The following is a 19,323-nucleotide window of genomic DNA, read 5'->3' as shown; positions in this document are numbered from 1 at the left end:
GACCGCTCGTTTGGTGGGTCAGGCTTTGTCAGCCTGAACGTCCAGGGGCTTGATGTGCAACGGGCAGCGGCTTGACTTCAGGCCACCTTCCTCGTGCAGTTGATATTGCTTCCACTCCAGGCTGTTGCGGTCGCCGAAAAAACCCAGTGTTTCGGGCACGACACCGTCGTTGTATTCGGCAATTCGCTGACGGATCCTTTCTCTGATCCGGCGTCCGCTTTCATCTTCCGCGCTGGCCACTTCATCGAAGTTTTCCCGAGGGTTGACCACGAACACAATGTGCTTGCCCAGTGATCGGCTGCGCATGGCAGTGTGGCTGGGGAAACTCATGTTGATGAAAAACGACAGTCCGGCGAAGTGATAAGTCCACTCGGGTGTTTCTGGATTGATGCTCACTGTCGCGGGCCACGGTATGCTGTCACCCTCATGCAGACGCTGAAGCGCCGCCCAGCCATGAGCCTGTTCCTGCGCCAGATTGATGAAGCTGTTTTCTTCAAAGATAACAATCAGCGGACTGAACAGGCGCTTATCAAGCGGCGTGCTCCTGACAAATGCGGCATACGCTTGCATGCCGCCCTGCAAGTCAGCCTGTTCATGTTCACGGGAAATGAACACGATCAGGCAGCTTCCCGACTTGTTGGCACGCCGCCCGAACAGACATGGGAAGCCCTTGTCATCCACTACCCCTTCAAATTGCCGATAGGCAGTGATCATCCATTGCGGGACGCGGGCAGTGTCAGCTTCATTTTCAAGTGTTTGCCTGAGCGCCGATTGGCACACCAACATTCCAGACTTGGGCAGCATATTCCCTCTCGCACATGGCCTTTAGAAGCACTGCCTTATTCTTTTTTTTCTTTCCTGACAGTGATGAGCCGGCAAGTCTGAAGGGACATGAGCGCGTTGAAAAAGGGAAAAAGGTGTACCCTACCATGACAAATAATCATGGTAGGCATAGGCATGACCGAACGCATCCCTCCTCTTTACGCCCTGAGGGCCTTTGAAGTCGCGGCGCGATCATGCTCTTTCACGCGTGCTGCGGAAGAATTGTCCCTGACTCAGAGCGCCATCAGTCGTCATATCCGCACGCTTGAAGAAAGCCTGGGCTGTCGATTATTCGAGCGCAACGGCCCCAGACTGTCTTTGAGTGACGAAGGACGCCACCTGGCCAGCCAGCTGAAAATCGGCTTTCGGATCATTGAAGACGCCTGCCAGCCTTTCCGCGGCAAGGGCAAGCACCTGCGACTCAAGTCACCCTCGACCCTGACGATGCGCTGGTTGCTGCACGCACTGGAGTCCTACAAAAATCCCGTCCCGGCACAGCCTGTACAGCTCTCCAGTGTCTGGATGGATTTCGACAGCGTGGACTTCTACGCCGAGCCTTACGACTGCGCGATTCTGTTGGGCAACGGCAACTTTGGAGCGAACGTCGAAAGCTGCAAGCTGTTCGATGAATGGCTGATTCCGATCTGCTCGTCTGAAAATCTGGGGGATCATCCCTGGGGGCCAGAACGCCTGCAGAACGCCGACTTGATCCACCCGTCTACAGATCGCAGGGACTGGCGGCGCTGGTTGAAACGAATGGGGCTGTCTGATCAGGTGAAGCTGGACACCGGCAAGGTGTTCGACACCCTGGACCAGGGCATCACCGCCGCCATCAGAGGTCATGGTGTATCCATCGGCGACCTCTTCCTGATCGCCAATGACGTGTACGAACACCAGGTGTATCTGCCTTTCGAGAGCGCAGTGGGCACAGGCGATGCCTATTACCTGGTCTGGCTGCAGGACAGCTACAAGCGTCAGCGGGTGCTGGAATTACGCGACCATCTGCTGACCTGCCTGCCTGACATTTCCGGTATCAAGGTGCAATTGCTCACCGCATCATGACAACCGGATTGATATGACCTTCCGAGCACATGCCGCTTCTTGTCAAAAACCTGGCTGCTGATGATGCGCTGAAATCTGCTTCTGCCCGGAGGGCGTGGGGGTTACGAAGGCAGCGATGGGTTGCGCAGCAGCCCTTGAGCGCATCTGATACACCGCATGCGCAGGCATTGTGCTGCCGGTTCCCGGCAGATCGCCGGAAGCCGCCTCTTATCAAACAAAACGTAATCTGCTGAATGAACACGTTTTTGTGGGAGGCCCCACCACGTCTTCGACGTAGCGCTGTCGCGCAGCAAACTAGGTGGGAGCGGACTTGTCCGCGAATGCAGTATTTCAGCCACCGCATATGCGTCGGATGTACTGGCCTTTTCGCGGACAAGTCCGCTCCCACAAAATCCAGTTTCTTCAGTGGTTTACAGGTTGTTTGATAAGAGGCGGCTTGCCGGCGATGAACGATGACGCGATTTTCCTGACATACCGCGTCAACTGCATCGCCGGCAAGCCGCCTCCCACGGTCCGCTCTTTGTTGAGGGACAGCGCCGTATCAGCGACCTGCACTGTCTTTCAGCGATGCGCATCCATCACGCCACCGGCAGACACTGCTCCACCAATGACGTCCACACCTTCACGCCCGGCTCGATCACCTGATCATTGAAGTCGTAGTATGGGTTGTGCAGCGCCGCCGAAGGCTTTTCGCCGTCAACGCCCATCCAGATGTAGGCGCCCGGACAGGCGTGCAGCATGAAGGCAAAGTCTTCCGAGGCCATGGACGGGTTGCAGCCCCATTGCACGTTGGCTTCACCGACGGCGGCGACGGCGGCACGACGGATCGTTGCGGCGGCTTCGACGTGGTTTTCGGTCACTGGATAACCGACGTTGTAGACCAGCTCGCTACGCACGCCGAAAGCCATTGGCAGACGCTCGACGAACTCGCCGATCCATTGCTGGACCTTCTCGCGCACCGGGGTCTGCAGGCAGCGAACGGTGCCACGCAGCACAGCCGTTTCCGGCAGCACGTTGATGGCCTCACCCGCGTTGAACTGGGTGATGCTGACCACCGCAGAATCCAGCGGCGACAGACGTCGGGACACGATGGTCTGCAGACCCAGCACCAGTTCGGCGGCGGCCACGATCGGGTCGTTGCCCTTGTCCGGCATGGCCGCGTGGCTGCCCTTGCCGGTCAGGGTGATTTCGAAGGTGTCCAGCGATGCCATCATCGGCCCCGGATTGACCACCACCTTGCCCGCAGGCACGCCCGGCCAGTTGTGCAGGCCGTAGATGGCTTCCATCGGGAAACGCTCGAACAAGCCGTCCTCGATCATGCGCTGTGCACCACCGAGGTTTTCTTCGGCAGGCTGAAAAACGAAATGCACGGTTCCGCGAAAGCGCCGCGTCTCGGCCAGATGCCTGGCAGTGGCCAACAGAATGGCGGTATGCCCGTCATGGCCACAGGCATGCATGCAGCCTTTATGCGCAGACTTGTGCACGCTGTCGCCCAATTCCTGAATCGGCAAGGCGTCCATGTCGGCGCGGATGCCGATAGTCGGCCCGTCACCGGTGCGCAGCGTGCCGACCACGCCGGTGCCACCGAGGCCGCGATGGACCTCAAGGCCAAAGCTGCTGAGCAGTTCAGCGACCTTGTCGGAAGTTTTCTGCTCCTGAAAGCCCAGCTCCGGGGCCGCATGAATGGTGCGGCGCCAGACCGTGGCTTCTTCGATCAATGTCTTGGAAATGCTCATGTGATTCACTCCAGGCTCGCGCCATAACCAAAGCTGGCGGCGGGTTTGGCAGCGGTCTCGACCCACACGCTTTTCACTTCGCTGTATTCGCGCAATGCATCCAGCCCTGAAGAACGACCATAGCCGCTTTCACCATAGCCACCAAACGGCGAGCTGACATGAATGGTCTTGTAGCCGTTGACCCAGAACGTACCGGCACGCACCTGTTTCGCCACACGGTGCGCGCGGCCCACGTCACGTGTCCAGACGCCGCCCGCCAAGCCGAAACGGCTGTCGTTGGCGATGCGGATCGCATCTTCTTCGTCCTTGAAAGGAATGGCCACGACCACCGGGCCGAAGATTTCTTCCTGAGCGCAGTGCAGGTCGTTGGTGCCCGCCAGAACGGTCGGGTTGACGTAGTAACCGGGCTTTTCCGGGATCGGGTCTGCGTGCTCGCCGACCAGCCTGGCGCCGTCTTTCAAGGCACGCTCGACCATGGTCTTCACGTGGTTGTACTGCTTGGCGTTGTTGATCGGCCCGATCTGGGTTTCCGGGTCGCTCGGGTCACCGACCTTGAATTGGGTCGCAGCGGTGGCCAGCGCATTGGTGAATTTTTCGAAGATCGACGCCTGCACCAACAGACGCGAACCCGACACGCAGCTCTGCCCTGCCCCGGAGAAAATCGCCGCCTGAGCGCCGCGCAGGGCGACCTCAAGATCGGCGTCCTCGAAGACAATGTTGGCCGACTTGCCGCCCAGCTCCAGCACCGCCGGAATGCACCGTTGTGCCGCCGCGACGGCAATATGGCGACCGGTTGCCGGAGAGCCGACGAACACGACTTTGCGAATGTCGGCCCTGGCGATGAACGCCTGCCCGATGGAGTGGCCGAAACCGGCGATCACATTGACCAGCCCCTTGGGCACACCGGCACGTTCGATCAATACGCCGACCATCAGCGAACTCAGCGGCGTCAGTTCCGAAGGCTTGAGGATGACCGCGTTGCCCGCCGCAATGGCCGGTGCAATCTGCCAGCCGCAGGTGAAGATCGGCGCGTTCCATGGGGTGATCTGCAGCACTGTGCCCAGCGGTTCGTAGGTGACGTAGTTCAGGTGCGTGGTCGGCACCGGAATGATTTCGCCGTGCAACTTGTCAGCCCAACCGGCGTAGTACTCGAACATCTCGGCGACCTTGAGCACTTCAACGCGCGCGTCGCGAATCGGCTTGTTGGCGGTCAGGGATTCGATCTGGGCGAGGTCTTCCAGCGCTTCACGGATCAGGTTACCGATCTGATACATGGCGCGACCACGCGCCTGCGCCGTCAACGCCCACCACTGAACCTGCGCGGCTTTCGCAGCGTTGTCGGCCTTTTCGACCAGCGACTCGTCGGCGTCCGGAAAACTCAGCAACAGACTGTCGTCATGGGCATTGCGCACTTCGACCGGCGCGCCGTGGCCTTCGATGAACTCACCGCCCACGTAGCTGGCGATGACACTGCGATCGCCCCAGTAAGGGCGCATCAGTTCGAGGATTTTTGCAGTGCTCATCACTTATTCTCCGTGACCGTAAAGTTTGGCATCAGTGCGTTGCACGATGGCGCAGAAGTCTTCGTTATCGGCCAGCGTCTCGCTGCTGGCTTTCCACAATTGCGCGACGACGCGGGACAACGGCAGGTCCATGTCCAGGCTGTCCGCCAGATCGCTGGCCAGGCCGACGTCCTTGCGCATCAGGCCCATGGTGAAGCCCGAGTCGTAGGCCTTGTTCAATACCCAGGTGGGGAACATAACCTGCGTCGCGCCGCTGCGGCCGGAACCGGCGTTCAGGCCCTGCAGCAGTTTTTCCGGGTCAACGCCTGCCTTGGCCGCCATCGCGACGGCTTCGGCGGTGCTGATCAGGTGGCAGGCCGCAAGCATGTTGTTGGCGATCTTGGCCACGTTGCCCGCGCCGCACTGACCGACGTGGACCCGCGTGCCGCTCATGCCTTCCAGCACCGGCATGGCCCGCGCCAGATCAGCCTCTTCAGCGCCGATCACCATCGACATGGTGCCGGTGGCAGCGCCTTTAGGGCCGCCGGACACCGGGGCGTCGATGAAGGCGATTCCAGCCTTGGCCAGTTCGGCAGCAACCTTGCGGCTCATCTCAGGCGTCGAGGTCGTGGTATCGACCACAATCAGCCCTTCGTGGCCCACTTCGCGAATGCCGCCAGCCCCCAGGCAAACAGACTCGACATGCTCGGCCTTGGGCAACGACAGAATCAGAATGTCCACGCTCTGGATCAACTGCGTGCGGTCGGCAACCGGCTTCACGCCTTTGCTTTCGGCCGTCGCCAGCGCGGTCTGCGACAGGTCGAATCCACTGACATCGAAGCCCTTGCCTGCCAGTGTCGCGGCCATGCCGCCGCCCATGTTGCCCAGTCCGATGACGCCTGTTTTCAAAGTCATGTTCTGCATCTCGATTAGAGGTTTTGTACGAATTCAAGAATGACGTTGCCTGCCGCCTGCGGCTCGACCATGACGCGTCCAGGCGCCTGCTGATGCGGCACGTGGTTCTCGGCAAGAATGGCGCGCAGCGTGTCGAGGCTGGTGGTGTGCAGGCCGATGGCGATGGCGTGTGGCCGTTCGCGATGGGCTTGTGGCAGCGGCGTATCGGGGTAATGACGAGCGGCCGTTGTCGCATCCATGGCGCGCAACACGCCGCATCGTGTGTCGGCGAACAACACGTTGCCCTGCCAGCTCACCGCATCGCCGTAAATCGCACGCCAGCGCGGTTCAAGCTGAGCGGGATCGGCCAGATACGTCACGCTGACAATGCCGTCCACCGCGTTGGGATGCTGTTGCCAGCCCGGCACCCAGATCAGTTCGGGGCGGTGCTGATGACAAATGAAATTCGAGGCGTCAGGCAGTTGCGGGTCGATGAACAGCCCCAGCGAAACCACCGCTTCGTCAGGACGTCCGTCCGGCAAGGTCATGGCGCGACGGAAGTCGATTCGGCCCTGACTCGGCAAACCGGCCTGCATCAGCCGCGCATGGTCCGCGTCGGCGTCCTGGCTGTGCAGCGCGACCAGCGAAACGCCCTCTTCGCCGCGCTCCAGAAACTCGCCCAACTGGCGGCCGAAGCAGAAGCCATTGACCGAGCCGGTGCCGAACAGCGACGCATCGTGAATGCCGATCAGCTCGATGAAGTTGCTCTTGAACATCATCAACGAAGTCACGCTGCCCCACGGGTGATAGCTGACCGGCGACGGCGCGAAGCCCATCCGACGATACAACTCAAGCGTGGCGGCGTGATCACGGACAGTGACCAGCGGATGATCGATGCCTTGTGGAAACTGGGCGACGGCAGCCATATGCGATTGCTCCCTGAATCAGACCTGAGATTTGCTGGTGAAGGTCGCCAGTGAATCCGGCGCCCTGCCAATGACTTTGGCTGGCGTGCCAGCCACCACGACACCGGCTTCCACGGGTTTGAGCACCACCGCGCCAGCGGCAACGATGGCGCGCTCGCCCACTTCGATGTTGCCGAGCACCGTGGCGCCTGCGCAGATCAGCGCACCGCGACGAATTTTGGGGTGCCGGTCGCCTGCCTCGCTGAGCGTGCTGCCCAGGGTGACGCCATGCCAGAGGCTGACGTCGTCCTCGACCACAGCGGTTTCACCGATCACCAGACCCATGCCGTGATCCACGAACAGGCGCTTGCCCAGACGCGCGGCGGGATGAATGTCGATGGCCCAGGTATTGGCCGCCCAGTTCTGCAGCAGGACTGCACTTTGAAGATCGCCGTCGTTCCACAAGGCGTGAGCGATGCGATACGCCTGCACGGCCTGGATGCCACGAAAGGTCAGAAAGGCGGTGAGGTGATCGGGACAGGCCGGGTTGACGATCACCAGATGGTCGATGTCTGATGCTGCCGATTCGGCAATCTCGGGATGCGCTTGAAGGACGCTGCCGAACCAGCTGGCGAGATCGGCTTCTGGTGCGTGGCTCTGCAACTGCCTGGCCAGACTGGCAGCCAGTGCAGTCTCGAAGGACACATGGGCCAGTACTCGATCCTGTCCGTAACGGCCCAGTATCGGGTTACGCTCACCCAACTGTTTTGCCTGCTCCCGCAGACGCTGCCAAAGAGCCTTCATACGCGTTCCCTTGTGCTGATGATCGAGTATGGACAGCGTTCTCCCCTCTCAGCAATAATCCAAAAATCGAATTTATGTTGCCTTGAGCGCAACACAGGACAGCCAATGAGTCTGGTGCAGGATCGTCGGATCCTTTATTTCTTCGAAGCTGTGCGGCTGGGCAGCGTGCGGGCAGCAGCGGACTTTCTGAATGTCGCGCCGTCAGCGGTCAGCCGCCAGATCGCGCAACTGGAACTGGAGCTGGGTTCGCCGCTGTTGGAGCGCCATCGACGCGGGGTCAAGCCCACTGAAGCCGGTGACAAGGTGCTGGCCTATTACCGCCAGCGGCTGACTCAACAGGAAGTCCTGCTGGATTCCATCCAGGCACTGCGCGGCCTGCACAGCGGTTCGGTGACGCTGGTCTCCGGGGAGGGTTTTCTAGAAAGCCTGGCGCAGCCGCTGGCGAAGTTTTCGGCGCTGTACCCACGAATCGAGCTGATCGTGAATGTCTGCGGCAGCAATGAAGTGATCCGTCAGGTGGTCGAGGATGAGGCGCACATCGGTCTGGTCTTCAACCCGGCCGCCGACCCGAAAATCCGTTCCCATGCCCACCAGCGCAAGCCGGTCTGCGTGGTGACCGCACCGGATCATCCGTTGACGCAGCAACCAGGCCCCATCGAACTCAAGACATTGGCTGAATACCGCCTGGCACTCCCCGCCGTCTCATACGGCATTCGCCAGATTCTTCTTGAAGCCGAACACCAGTTGGGCGTCACGCTCGAGCCGACCCTGACCTGTAACACCTTCGCCATGCTCAAGCATTTCGCCATGCAGGGTGGCGTCACGCTGCTGCCGACCTTCGTTGTGGAGGAGGAAATCAACAGTGGAAAACTCCGGGCGCTGCCGTTGCAGCACGAGGTGTTCAGCAGCCCGCAGACGCACCTGATCAGCCGCCTGGGTCGTCAACTCAGCGTGGGTGCGAGCCGGTTAATGGGGATGCTGTTGCAGGATATGGCCGCGTTCAGGCATTGAACTGGAATGAGCGCTGCAAACTCGGCGGCGCCTCCCCAATAAGTCGCGTTTCTCCCGCGGGTATGGCGAGACAGAGCCCCCGACAGGCCGTTCAGGCCAGGTATTCAACAACCCGACGAACAGCACCTGCGTCCTGTCATCGATGCCACAGAGCAACCGTTAGTCCCGCCTCGAACAAATTCGCTGAACCAAAAAACCAGGAATCCGCTCATCAGAAGTAACAGATCAGACTTCCCGATCAGACTGAGGGCTTCCCATGAGAGCGTTGACCTACCACGGCGCACACAATGTCAAAGTCGATACCGTGCCAGATCCTGAAATACAGCAGGCCGATGACATCATTCTGCGAGTGACGGCGACCGCCATCTGCGGTTCGGACCTGCACCTGTATCGCGGCAAGATTCCCACGGTGGAGCATGGCGATATCTTTGGCCATGAGTTCATGGGGATCGTGGAAGAGACTGGCTCGGCCGTAACGTCCGTGCAGCGTGGCGACCGCGTCGTGATTCCCTTTGTGATTGCCTGCGGTTCATGCTTTTTCTGCAATCAGGATCTGTACGCGGCCTGTGAAACCACCAACACCGGACGCGGCGCGATCCTCAACAAGAAGTCCATTCCACCGGGAGCCGCGCTGTTCGGCTTCAGTCACTTGTACGGCGGCATCCCCGGCGGACAGGCTGAATACGTGCGGGTGCCCAAGGCCAATACCGGCCCGTTCAAGGTCCCCGGTACGCTGGCGGACGAGAAGGTGCTGTTTCTCTCCGACATCCTGCCGACCGCCTGGCAGGCCGTGACCAACACCGGTATCGGCAAGGGTTCGAGCATTGCGATCTACGGGGCGGGCCCGGTCGGTCTGCTGAGCGCGGCGTGCGCGCGAATGCTGGGGGCCGAGCGGATTTTTATGGTCGACCATCATCCCTATCGCCTGGCTTACGCACAACAGACTTATGGCGTCATTCCGATCAATTTCGATGAGGATGACGACGCGGCCGACACCATCATTCGCCAGACACCGGGCATGCGTGGGGTGGACGGCGTCGTGGACGCAGTCGGCTTCGAAGCCAAGGGCAGCACCACCGAAACGGTACTCGCCACCCTCAAGCTCGAAGGCAGCAGCGGCAAGGCCCTGCGCCAGTGCATCGCGACCGTCAGGCGCGGCGGCGTGGTGAGTGTGCCGGGGGTTTATGCAGGCTTTATCCACGGCTTCATGTTCGGCGATGCCTTCGACAAGGGCCTGACGTTCAAGATGGGCCAGACCCATGTGCAGCGTTTCATGCCTGAACTGTTGGACTACATCGAGACCGGCCGCCTGCAACCCGAGGCGATCATCACCCACCGCATGTCGCTTGAAGAGGCCGCGACGGCCTACAAGATTTTCGACAAGAAAGAAGAAGACTGCCGCAAGGTGATCCTGACGCCGGGCAGCAATGACATACCCGTGACGGTGCCTGACTCATTGACGGGTGTTCCAGCGTTGTGACAAAGAAGGAGGTACATCATGGAAGCGTTTAACGTGTTCTGGATCGCGGCAGTGATCATCGTGCTGGCACTGGATGCCTGGCTGATCTACAGCGTCTGGCGCTCGACCAAATCGTCCGGCACCAAAATCGGCTGGACAGTGCTGATCCTTGCACTACCTATCGTGGGTGCCGGGATCTGGGGCATCAGCGGCCCGCGTGGCGTGGTCGAGGCACCGACGTCGAATGAGCACAGCAAGGGGTGATGGGCACTTCACATTCGAGAGCGAACGCGGAGCGTCCTGGGCGGCGTTACCACGCAGAGTGGAACGATCATCAACTGTCCAACTTTGATCGTTCCCATGCTCCGCGTGGGAATGCCTCTCTGGACGCTCTGCGTCCGCTTCAGCAATGGACACAGGCGCTACGCCTACCGACTCAAATACCCGAACCGCCCCTTGAACGGTTTGCCAATCGGGTCGGCCAGGTCGCCGTGTTTGCTGGTGGTCAGGCCCAGATCCACCAGCGATTCGGCGAGCTTCACGGCCGCTGCGACGCCATCGATCACTGGCAGGCCGACGGCTTCGCTCAGTTGCCGCCCCAGATCAGCCATCCCGCCACAACCCAGCACGATGGCGCCAGCGCCTTCTTCATCGCGTGCCTTGCGCGCCTGTTCGGCCATGAGTTCGACCAGTTCCGGGCCGCTCTCTTCCAGCGCCAGTACCGGTAGATCAATGCAGCGCACCGACGTGCACAAGTCACTGAACCCATAACGCTGAAGCAGGTGCTCGGCAATGATCCGGGTGCGAGTCAGGGTAGTGACCACGGCAAACCGGGTCGAGATCAGGCTCGCCACATGAAACGCCGCTTCGGCGATACCGATGACCGGTGCGCTCGCGGCTTCCCGGGCGGCCAGCAGACCGGGGTCGCCGAAGCAGGCAATGATATGCGCATCGACCTGCTGCTCACGGCCCTTGCGTACTTCTTCCAGCACACCAAGCGTCGCGATGGCTTCATCGAAATGGCCTTCGATGGACACCGGACCATCCGCCGGGGTGCAGGCAATGATCTGCGTGCCGGGCCTTGCGACAGTTTCTGCCGCCAGGCCCATCTTGCGGGTCATGGTTTCACTGGTGTTGGGGTTGATGACTTGAATACGCACCGGGCCTCCTTCAGCGCCGTTTGAAAATACTGTGGAAGTCCACCGTCTCGCTGACGGGTTCATCCACGTTAAGGCTGGCGCGGATGCGACGCAGATGCTCGGCCATCCACTCCCGTGCTTCGTCACCCTGCCCGGCTTCCAGCAAGGTCAGCAGATCGGCGTGCTCGCCGCAATCGCAACCGACGCTGCGCCGCGAGCCATACACCGCGAGAATCAAAGATGAACGCGTGGTCAATTGCCCCACCTGCTCGGTCAGCACCTGATTCCCTGCCAGCGCACACAACTGCACATGAAAGCGTGCGGACAACTGAATGGCTTCACTGTGACGACCTGCATGCTGGGCCGCGTGTTCCTGATCGCAGAGCGTGCGCAGAGCTTCCAGACGCTGACCGCTGACGCGTGCCGCGATGGTGTCCATCAAGGCAGGTTCGATCAGCTGTCGGGCGCCCAGCACATCCTGCGCTTCCTGCGCCGAGGGCTGGGCGACTTCCGCGCCGCGTTTGGGCCGCAGCGTCACCAGTCGTTCCAGCGCCAGACGTTGCAGCACCTTGCGAATGCCGGTGCGACTGATCTCGAACACCTCGGCCAGAGCATCCTCAGGCAAACGTGTGCCGGGCGCCAGCCTGTGTTCGACGATGGCTTCCAGCACGTGCTGATAGATCTGCTCATCGCGGCCTTTTTCGTCGGCAGCGGGGGCAATGAAAAGAGGGGCGCTGGAAGGTCGGGTCATGGCATCACATCGCTTTGGCATGCAGATCGTATACAAGAATAGTGCCCGAGGAATTTGCTTATGAATAGCGCTATCTAAACGATACCACCGAGCAAACGCTACGTTTCGCAGCGATTTTCGCACCTTAAACGCGCAAAAGCGCCCCCTTTACGTGCATTTCAGTAACCGGTTGATGCTTGACCAAAACGTCAGTTTTCCTGCAAAAAACCTTATTGAGACAATGCTTTCAGCTTGATCACAGCCCATAAAATCGGGCATGGCACATGTCTTGCGTACACGATCGTATACAAAAAAGATCAACGATCGTACCCCGATCCCGTCACGAATCAGCGAGGGAGTAACGCAATGACAGACCAACGCCCGGCCGGCTACAGTCCGCGCCTGCACAACCATGATCTGGGACCGGTTCCGCAGAAGTGGACCTGGTACAACATTCTGGCGTTCTGGATGAGCGACGTGCACAGCGTCGGTGGTTACGTCTTTGCCGCCAGCCTGTTCGCCCTCGGCCTGGCCAGCTGGCAAGTGCTGATCGCGCTGCTGGTCGGCATCTGCATCATTCAGGTGATCGCCAATCTGGTGGCCAAACCCAGCCAGCAGGCTGCGGTGCCCTACCCGGTCATTTGCCGATTGGCGTTCGGCGTCTTCGGGGCCAACATTCCGGCGATCATTCGCGGTCTGATTGCAGTGGCGTGGTACGGCATCCAGACCTACCTGGCGTCCAGCGCGCTGGTGATCGTGGTGCTGCGTTTCTTCCCGGAACTGGCTGCCTATCAGAGCGTGACCTTTCTCGGCCTGTCATGGCTGGGCTGGTTCGGCTTTCTGGCTTTATGGGTCGTTCAGGCCGCGGTGTTCTGGACCGGCATGGAATCGATCAGACGCTTCATCGACTGGGCCGGCCCTGCGGTGTATGCCGTGATGTTCGCCCTCGCGGGCTGGATCGTCTGGCGCGCCGGCTGGGACAACATCAGCTTCACGTTGGCCGAGAAAGAACTGTCGGGCTGGGCCGCATTCGGCCAGGTGGTCATGGCCATCGCGCTGGTGGTCTCTTACTTCTCCGGGCCGACGCTGAATTTCGGCGATTTCAGCCGCTACTGCCGCAGCATGGCGGACGTGCGCCGTGGCAACTTCTGGGGCCTGCCGGTGAACTTCCTGGCATTCTCGCTGGTGACTGTCGTCATCGTTTCCGGCACGCTGCCGATCTTCGGTGAGATGATCCACGACCCGATTGCCACCGTGGCGCGCATCGACAACACCACTGCGGTATTGCTGGGTGCGTTCACCTTTGTCACCGCGACCATCGGCATCAACATCGTCGCCAATTTCGTGTCCCCGGCGTTTGACTTCGCCAACGTGGCACCGAGCCGCATCAGTTGGCGCGCAGGTGGCATGATCGCCGCCGTGGCCTCGATCTTCATCACGCCCTGGAACCTGTTCAACAACCCGGAAGTGATCCACTACACCCTGGACGTACTCGCCGCCTGCATCGGTCCGTTGTTCGGCATTCTGTTGGTCGACTATTACCTGATCAAGAAGCAGCAGATCGACGTCGATGCGCTGTTCAACGACACCCCGAGCGGTCGCTACTGGTACACCAACGGCGTGAACTGGGTCGCCGTGAAAGCACTGCTGCTCACTGCGCTGGTCGGCCTGTGCTTCACCTTCATTCCCTGGTTCAAGCCCATCGCCAACTTCGCCTGGTTCACTGGCTGCATTCTGGGCGGCGTACTGTATTACGGGCTGACCAAAGGCTCGCCGGTTCAGGCTGCGAATATGGCACCGACCGCCAGCCACGGCTGATCAAGGCTTCAACGAATACGAACAATGCCTGGCTCGCCCAGGCATTGTGCTTTTCCTGAAACGGTTTTTGTTACCAGAGCGCAATGTCATAGGTCAGGTACAGCCGGTTACTGTCGCGCCCCCGGGCGAAATCGGATCGATACACATAGTTGCGCAGCTTCACACCCAGCCCCTTGAGGGCACCGCCTTGCACCACGTAGGCAATCTCGGCGTCACGTTCCCACTCGCGCAACTGCGCCGGACCTGATTTCTCGTTATCCCCACGCAGGTAGCGCGTGGAAAACGTCAGGCCCGGCGCACCCAGGCGGGCGAAATCGTAACCGTAACTGACCATCCAGGTTTTCTCGTCTTCCTCAATGAACTTGCCAATGCCCACGTTACTGAACGAGTACACCGTCGCCCCGCTTATATAAGGCAGGCCGGCGTCGCCGCTCAATACCTGATAACCGGCCCCGACGCTGTGCCCGGCCAGCGCGTAGGTCAGCTGACCGCTGAGCATGTCGTTGTCGATCTTGCTGCTGCGCGCAGCACCAGCATCGACGCTGTGGAAATAACGCAGGTCGCTGGTCAGCACGCCGGATCCCAGCTTCAGGTCGTGCTGAATGGACGCAAACTGCTGGCGATAGAATTCTTCCAGCTCGCCATAGAAGTAGCTCAGACGAACGTTCTTGCCGAGCCGGTAGTCGCCGCCGACATAGGTAAAGTCCGCGCCCTTGCCGCTGAAACCATCAGGAACAATCGAGCGGCTGTCTGACGAGTCGCGCAACTTGAACTGATCCAGGCGCCCGCCCGTCAGGGTCAGGTTTTCAATGTCTGTGCTGGTGAACTGGGTGCCCTGATAGACCTGCGGTAACAGGCGCGCATCGTTGTAGACCAGGACCGGCGTTTTGGGCAGCAGCGAACCATATTTCACGGTGGTCTTGGCCAGACGTACCTTGGCAGCGGCACCCTGACTCGAAAACTCATCGGCCGCGCGGCCATCGCTGTGGACCGGCAACAAGCCGGTGCCGCTGCGCCCCTTGCCGGAATCAAGCTTGATGCCCAGCAAGCCGGAAGCATCGACGCCGAAACCCAGCACGCCCTGGGTGAACCCGGATTGATAATCCAGCAGCAACCCTTGCGCCCATTCGGTCCGCTCGCTCTTGGCCGTCAACGCAGCGCGCGTGCTCAGGCCATGTTCGTCACGGAAGTTCTCATTGAAGTAGACATTGCGCAGCTGCAGCTTCAATTTGCTGTCTTCGATGAAACCGTCCGCGCTCACCCAAGGGGCGACGCTCAACAGCAGTGAAGGCAAGGCGGTACGCTGGAAAAATGTGTTCATGCTCATGGCTCGTTCTTGTTATTGGAGGCGCAGCGATTCGCGCGCCCCGGTCGAGGGCGCGTGAATGCACAGGAAAGTTATGGGGTCAGACGAACAGACTGATGGCCCCCGTCAACAGGGCCAGCGCTGTGACCACCAGCGACGTGAGCACGGCCCATTTCAGGGTGGCTTTCTGGAAGTCACCGATGTCACGGTCGATCATGCCGACCAGCAACAGGGTCGACGCCACCAACGGACTCATCAGGTGCACCGGCTGGCCAAGAATCGAGGCGCGGGCGATTTCCAGCGGGCTGATGCCATAAGCCGCTGCGGCGTTGGCGAGAATCGGCACCACGCCGAAGTAATAGGCATCGTTGGACAGCACGAAGGTCAGCGGCATGCTGGTGATCGCCACCACCAGCGGAAACAGGTGGCCCCACTCCGGCGGAATCCAGCTGACCAGCGTTTGCGCCAGGGCATCAACCATCTTGGTGCCGGAAAAAATCCCGGCAAAGATGCCTGCGGCGAACACCAGCAAGACCACGGTCATGGCATTGCCTGAGTGGGCCAGAATCCGCTCTTTCTGAATGTCCAGTTGCGGGTAGTTGATCATCAGCGCCAGCACGAAGCCGATCAGAAACAGGATCGCCGAGTGCATCAGACCCATGACCAGCGCCACCATCACCACGATCACCAGCGCCAGGTTGACGTAGGCCAGTTTGGGCCGTTTGTGCGGCGTGTCGCCCAGAATGGCGTCGATGTAGCAACCGCCACCGCCGCTCTGCAGTTGCACATTGCCGATGCGCTTGCGCTCGCTGCGACCGAGCAGAAAGGCGGTGAACACCACCCACGCAGCCCCGCCGATCATGGTCGGCAGCAGCGGAATGAAATACTCGCCGGCATCCAGCCCTAGCGCGGCAATGGCCCGCGTGGCCGGTCCACCCCAGGGCGTCATGCCGCTCATGATGCTCAGCGACAGCATCGAGATGATGCCCAGAATCATCGGGTTCATGCCGATGCGCTTGTACAGCGGCAGCATCGCCGCGCAGGTGATCATGTAGGTGGTGGTGCCATCGCCGTCCAGTGCGACAGTCAGCGACAGCAACGCGGTGCCGACGGCGATTTTCATCGGGTCGCCGTTGACGCGTTTGAGGATCTTGCGAATCAGCGGATCGAACAGACCGGCGTCGATCATCAGCCCGAAAAACAGAATCGCGAACAGCAGCAGTGCGGCAGACGGGGCGACCATTTTCAGGCCGTCGAGCATCATCTTGCCAGTGGTGCCGCCGAAACCGCCCAGCACCGCGAAGACCACAGGCACCAGGGTCAGCGCGACGATGGGCGACAGGCGTTTGGACATGATCAGGTAGGTGAAGACCACCACCATGGCTAGGCCGAGGAAGGCAAGCATCGGAATATTCTCTTGTTGTTATGGATGAACGACGCGCACGGCAAGGCCTGTCGAGCCTCGCGATGGCGAGGCCCGAAGGCAGATGATACGTGTCGGTCGAAGGTTGTTGAGGCCGGATCAGCTCCGTTCGGCGACCTGCGGCGTGTCCCATTCCGGGGCAGGCCGTTTGGCTGTCGATCGGTTGTCGAGTTGCTGCATCAGCACCTGACGGTCACAGGCGTTCTCCGACAGCGAGATCGCCACAGTTGCCACCGCGTTGCTGGCCAGACTGGTCAGCGCGCGGGCTTCGGACATGAACCGATCGACGCCGATCAGCAAGGCCAGGCCAGCGAGCGGAATGTCATGGATCACGGTCAGGGTCGAGGCCAGTGCAACGAAGCCGCTGCCGGTCACGCCTGCCGCACCTTTGGAGGACAGCAGCATGATCGCCAGCATGGTCAGGGTCTGGGTCATGCTCAGTTCGATGTTGCAGGCCTGGGCGATGAACACCGCCGCCAGCGACAGGTAGATCGCCGTGCCGTCCAGGTTGAAGGAATAACCGGTTGGCAGCACCAGACCGACAACACCTTTCTTGCAACCCAGCGCCTGCAGTTTTTCCAGCATGCGTGGCATGACCGGTTCCGTGGACGAGGTGCCCAGCACCACCAGAAACTCTTCGCGGAAGTAGCGCAGCAGTTTCCAGAGACTGAAGCCGTTGGCCCGGCAAATGCTGCCCAGCACCACAAACACGAAGAAACCGCAGGCGATGTACAGGGTCATGATCAGCTTGGCGAGTGAGCCCAGCGAAGTGATGCCGTATTGGCCGACGGTGAACGCCAGCGCGCCGAACGCGCCAATCGGGGCGAAGCGCATGAGGTAGGAAAATATCTTGAAGACCATGTGCGAAGCCGATTCCAGCACATTCAGCACCGGCTTGCCGCGCTCGCCCAGCGACGACAGGGCAAAGCCCGACAGCACCGCGATGAACAACACTGGCAATACTTCACCCTTGTTGAGCGCCCCCACGAAGGTCTCGGGGATGATGTGCATGAAGAAGTCCACGACACCGAGCTTGGCCGCCGACTCGGTGTACTGGGAAAGGCCTGCCGTACTGAGCTTTGTCGGATCGATGTTCATGCCGGTTCCGGGCTGGAACACGTAGACCGCGACCAGTCCGATAATCAGGCTGACCACGGTCAGCCCCAGAAACAGCAGCAGCGTCTTGCTCATCAGGCGACCGAGCGACTGTTTGTCACTCATCCCGGCAATGCCGATGACGATGGTGCAGAACACCACCGGAGCGATCATCATCTTGATCAGCTTGATGAATGCATCGCCCAGCGGTTTGAGGGCGACGGCCTGCTGCGCCCAGAAGTGTCCGACCAGGACCCCGAGGATCACGGCGCAGATGATCTGGAAATACAGTGATTTTGCGATTTTCATGAGGCATCACCCATTATTGGAGTTGTTCTGATGCGGATTTGATAATCAGGTCAGGCGGCTTAGCCCGCAAGTCGCTGAGCGAGTGGCGCGTACACTTCGCCGGAAAACAGTCGGCGCGCCGTGCGCACCACCGAAGCCCGGATGGTCTGCCGGTCTGGTCCGACGTAGCTCATCGCAACGTCGATGGCCCCGCTCGGGTGTTCGATTCGTACCTGCTGCAAGCGCTCGTTGCCGCCGGTGCCAAGCAACTGCGCGACCACCGTGGCGTCACTCACGCAAGCCGTTGCCAGACCGATCGAGCCAGTAATGGCCAGCGCCTTGTGGCAGTTGTGCGGCATGAAGTAACGAACCTTGAGCGTACCGCCTGCGCTGGGCAGTGAAACCAGCACCGGCTTGGGGATCACTTTGTCGCTGACATCACCCAGCCCCATCGCCGCACCGGCCTTGAGCCGCAGCGCTTCCAGCTTGCGCAGGAAGTCAGTGTCGGCATCCAGTTCGGCAGGGCTTTCATCGCCGCGCTTGCCCAGCAGCGTCGCTTCGATGATGACCATCGGCATTGCCATGTCGATGCAGGTTACTGGCACGCCATCGAAGACATCGGTCTGTTGGCCGGTCGGGAACAGCTTGCCGGTCTTGCTGCCCGCCGCGTCGAGAAAGGTCAGTTGCACAGGTGCCGCAGAACCAGGCACGCCATCGATCTGCGTGTCGCCGTCATAACTGACCTGACCGCCCGGCGTGTTGACGTCGGCGCAGACGAACGTGCCGGTGTTGAGGTTGCGAATCCGCACCTGGGTGACATCGCCGGTCGCCGCCACCAGTCCGTGCTCGACCGCGAACGGCCCGACGGCGCAGAGCATGTTGCCGCAATTGGGCGCCGTGTCGACACGGCGCTGGGACACCATAACCTGCACGAACAGATAATCGACGTCGGCGTCGGCGTGCGGAGAAGGACTGACAATCGCGACCTTGCTGGTCTGCGGACTGCCGCCGCCAATACCGTCGATTTCCAGTTCATGCCCCGAGCCCATGACGGCCAGCAGCAGTTCGTCACGTTCAGCCGTGCAAACGGGTAGATCACTGGCGAGGAACACCGGCCCCTTCGAGGTGCCGCCGCGCATGAGGACGCAGGGAATCGGTTGCATAAAGTCTGACTCTTGGTGATCAATTGGGAGCATTGATGCGTTGAAAGCAAGAGTCACACGGATGTTTATGTTTTATCCAATGCAAAGATCGTAGCCATTATTCCACTTAACGAAATAATGTAAGCTCGGCACATTGTCCTTTCATGCTCGGCAGCGGGGAATAAAT

General features: G+C 60.4%; 17 protein-coding genes. 5 read left to right on the top strand and 12 right to left on the bottom strand.

Features of this window, described 5'->3' with window-relative positions; all coding sequences use genetic code 11:
* Positions 1-18: 18 nt before the first annotated feature.
* Positions 19-804, bottom strand: a complete 786-nt coding sequence (locus CFBP1590_RS08555; RefSeq protein WP_029241162.1) for a YqcI/YcgG family protein — start codon at positions 802-804, stop codon at positions 19-21.
* A 153-nt stretch (positions 805-957) separates the two neighbouring features.
* On the opposite strand from CFBP1590_RS08555, the gene CFBP1590_RS08550 reads away from it, so the two are divergent.
* Entirely contained in the window at positions 958-1,884 is a 927-nt protein-coding gene (locus CFBP1590_RS08550; RefSeq protein WP_032663403.1) for a LysR family transcriptional regulator, read from the top strand.
* Between the two features lie 578 nt (positions 1,885-2,462).
* Here the strand turns inward: CFBP1590_RS08550 and CFBP1590_RS08545 are convergent.
* The 5 genes from CFBP1590_RS08545 to epsC are packed head-to-tail and all read right to left on the bottom strand — an operon-like array spanning position 2,463 to position 7,725.
* The gene (locus CFBP1590_RS08545; protein WP_088234844.1) at positions 2,463-3,620 is read right to left on the bottom strand and encodes a M20 aminoacylase family protein; all 1,158 of its coding nucleotides are present in this window, start codon (positions 3,618-3,620) and stop codon (positions 2,463-2,465) included.
* A 5-nt stretch (positions 3,621-3,625) separates the two neighbouring features.
* Complete coding sequence (locus CFBP1590_RS08540) at positions 3,626-5,143, bottom strand: aldehyde dehydrogenase family protein (RefSeq protein ID WP_088234843.1); 1,518 nt, start codon at positions 5,141-5,143, stop codon at positions 3,626-3,628.
* Between the two features lie 3 nt (positions 5,144-5,146).
* Positions 5,147-6,037 (bottom strand): NAD(P)-dependent oxidoreductase, encoded by an 891-nt coding sequence (locus CFBP1590_RS08535; RefSeq protein ID WP_058430968.1) that lies wholly within the window; start codon positions 6,035-6,037, stop codon positions 5,147-5,149.
* 14 nt (positions 6,038-6,051) lie between these two features.
* Positions 6,052-6,942 (bottom strand): VOC family protein, encoded by an 891-nt coding sequence (locus tag CFBP1590_RS08530; protein ID WP_088234842.1) that lies wholly within the window; start codon positions 6,940-6,942, stop codon positions 6,052-6,054.
* A gap of 18 nt (positions 6,943-6,960) precedes the next feature.
* Positions 6,961-7,725 carry a serine O-acetyltransferase EpsC gene (epsC, locus tag CFBP1590_RS08525; protein WP_088234841.1) on the bottom strand — a complete coding sequence of 255 codons (765 nt, stop codon included), beginning with the start codon at positions 7,723-7,725 and terminating at the stop codon, positions 6,961-6,963.
* A gap of 105 nt (positions 7,726-7,830) precedes the next feature.
* Here epsC and CFBP1590_RS08520 point away from each other — a divergent pair, with 105 nt between their 5' ends.
* The 3 genes from CFBP1590_RS08520 (at position 7,831) to CFBP1590_RS08510 (ending at position 10,459) form a co-directional block, all read left to right on the top strand.
* Entirely contained in the window at positions 7,831-8,736 is a 906-nt protein-coding gene (locus CFBP1590_RS08520; RefSeq protein WP_088234840.1) for a LysR family transcriptional regulator, read from the top strand.
* 256 nt (positions 8,737-8,992) lie between these two features.
* Positions 8,993-10,216: a zinc-dependent alcohol dehydrogenase gene (locus CFBP1590_RS08515; protein ID WP_029244219.1), complete on the top strand. Its 1,224-nt coding sequence runs from the start codon at positions 8,993-8,995 to the stop codon at positions 10,214-10,216.
* 18 nt (positions 10,217-10,234) lie between these two features.
* Positions 10,235-10,459 (top strand): PLD nuclease N-terminal domain-containing protein, encoded by a 225-nt coding sequence (locus tag CFBP1590_RS08510; protein WP_057410430.1) that lies wholly within the window; start codon positions 10,235-10,237, stop codon positions 10,457-10,459.
* A 164-nt stretch (positions 10,460-10,623) separates the two neighbouring features.
* Here CFBP1590_RS08510 and CFBP1590_RS08505 read toward each other — a convergent pair whose 3' ends face one another.
* Positions 10,624-11,355 carry an aspartate/glutamate racemase family protein gene (locus tag CFBP1590_RS08505; protein WP_088234839.1) on the bottom strand — a complete coding sequence of 244 codons (732 nt, stop codon included), beginning with the start codon at positions 11,353-11,355 and terminating at the stop codon, positions 10,624-10,626.
* Positions 11,356-11,365: 10 nt separating this feature from the next.
* A complete protein-coding gene (locus tag CFBP1590_RS08500) occupies positions 11,366-12,085 on the bottom strand; it encodes a GntR family transcriptional regulator (protein WP_088234838.1) in 720 nt (239 codons plus the stop codon).
* A gap of 345 nt (positions 12,086-12,430) precedes the next feature.
* Between CFBP1590_RS08500 and CFBP1590_RS08495 the strand changes: the two genes are divergently transcribed.
* Positions 12,431-13,882, top strand: coding sequence for an NCS1 family nucleobase:cation symporter-1 (locus CFBP1590_RS08495; RefSeq protein ID WP_088234837.1), 1,452 nt, complete (start codon positions 12,431-12,433; stop codon positions 13,880-13,882).
* A 70-nt stretch (positions 13,883-13,952) separates the two neighbouring features.
* Here CFBP1590_RS08495 and CFBP1590_RS08490 read toward each other — a convergent pair whose 3' ends face one another.
* From CFBP1590_RS08490 to CFBP1590_RS08475, 4 genes are all read right to left on the bottom strand, one after another.
* Positions 13,953-15,203, bottom strand: coding sequence for an OprD family porin (locus CFBP1590_RS08490; protein ID WP_029244223.1), 1,251 nt, complete (start codon positions 15,201-15,203; stop codon positions 13,953-13,955).
* Between the two features lie 85 nt (positions 15,204-15,288).
* Positions 15,289-16,593: a CitMHS family transporter gene (locus tag CFBP1590_RS08485; RefSeq protein ID WP_057407973.1), complete on the bottom strand. Its 1,305-nt coding sequence runs from the start codon at positions 16,591-16,593 to the stop codon at positions 15,289-15,291.
* Positions 16,594-16,710: 117 nt separating this feature from the next.
* Entirely contained in the window at positions 16,711-18,015 is a 1,305-nt protein-coding gene (locus CFBP1590_RS08480; RefSeq protein WP_088234835.1) for a dicarboxylate/amino acid:cation symporter, read from the bottom strand.
* 59 nt (positions 18,016-18,074) lie between these two features.
* Positions 18,075-19,157, bottom strand: coding sequence for a 4-oxalomesaconate tautomerase (locus tag CFBP1590_RS08475; RefSeq protein WP_088234834.1), 1,083 nt, complete (start codon positions 19,155-19,157; stop codon positions 18,075-18,077).
* Between the last annotated feature and the right edge of the window lie 166 nt (positions 19,158-19,323).

Source organism: Pseudomonas viridiflava, from assembly GCF_900184295.1.
GTDB lineage: Bacteria > Pseudomonadota > Gammaproteobacteria > Pseudomonadales > Pseudomonadaceae > Aquipseudomonas > Aquipseudomonas viridiflava.
This window is presented reverse-complemented; position numbering and strand designations above follow the sequence as displayed.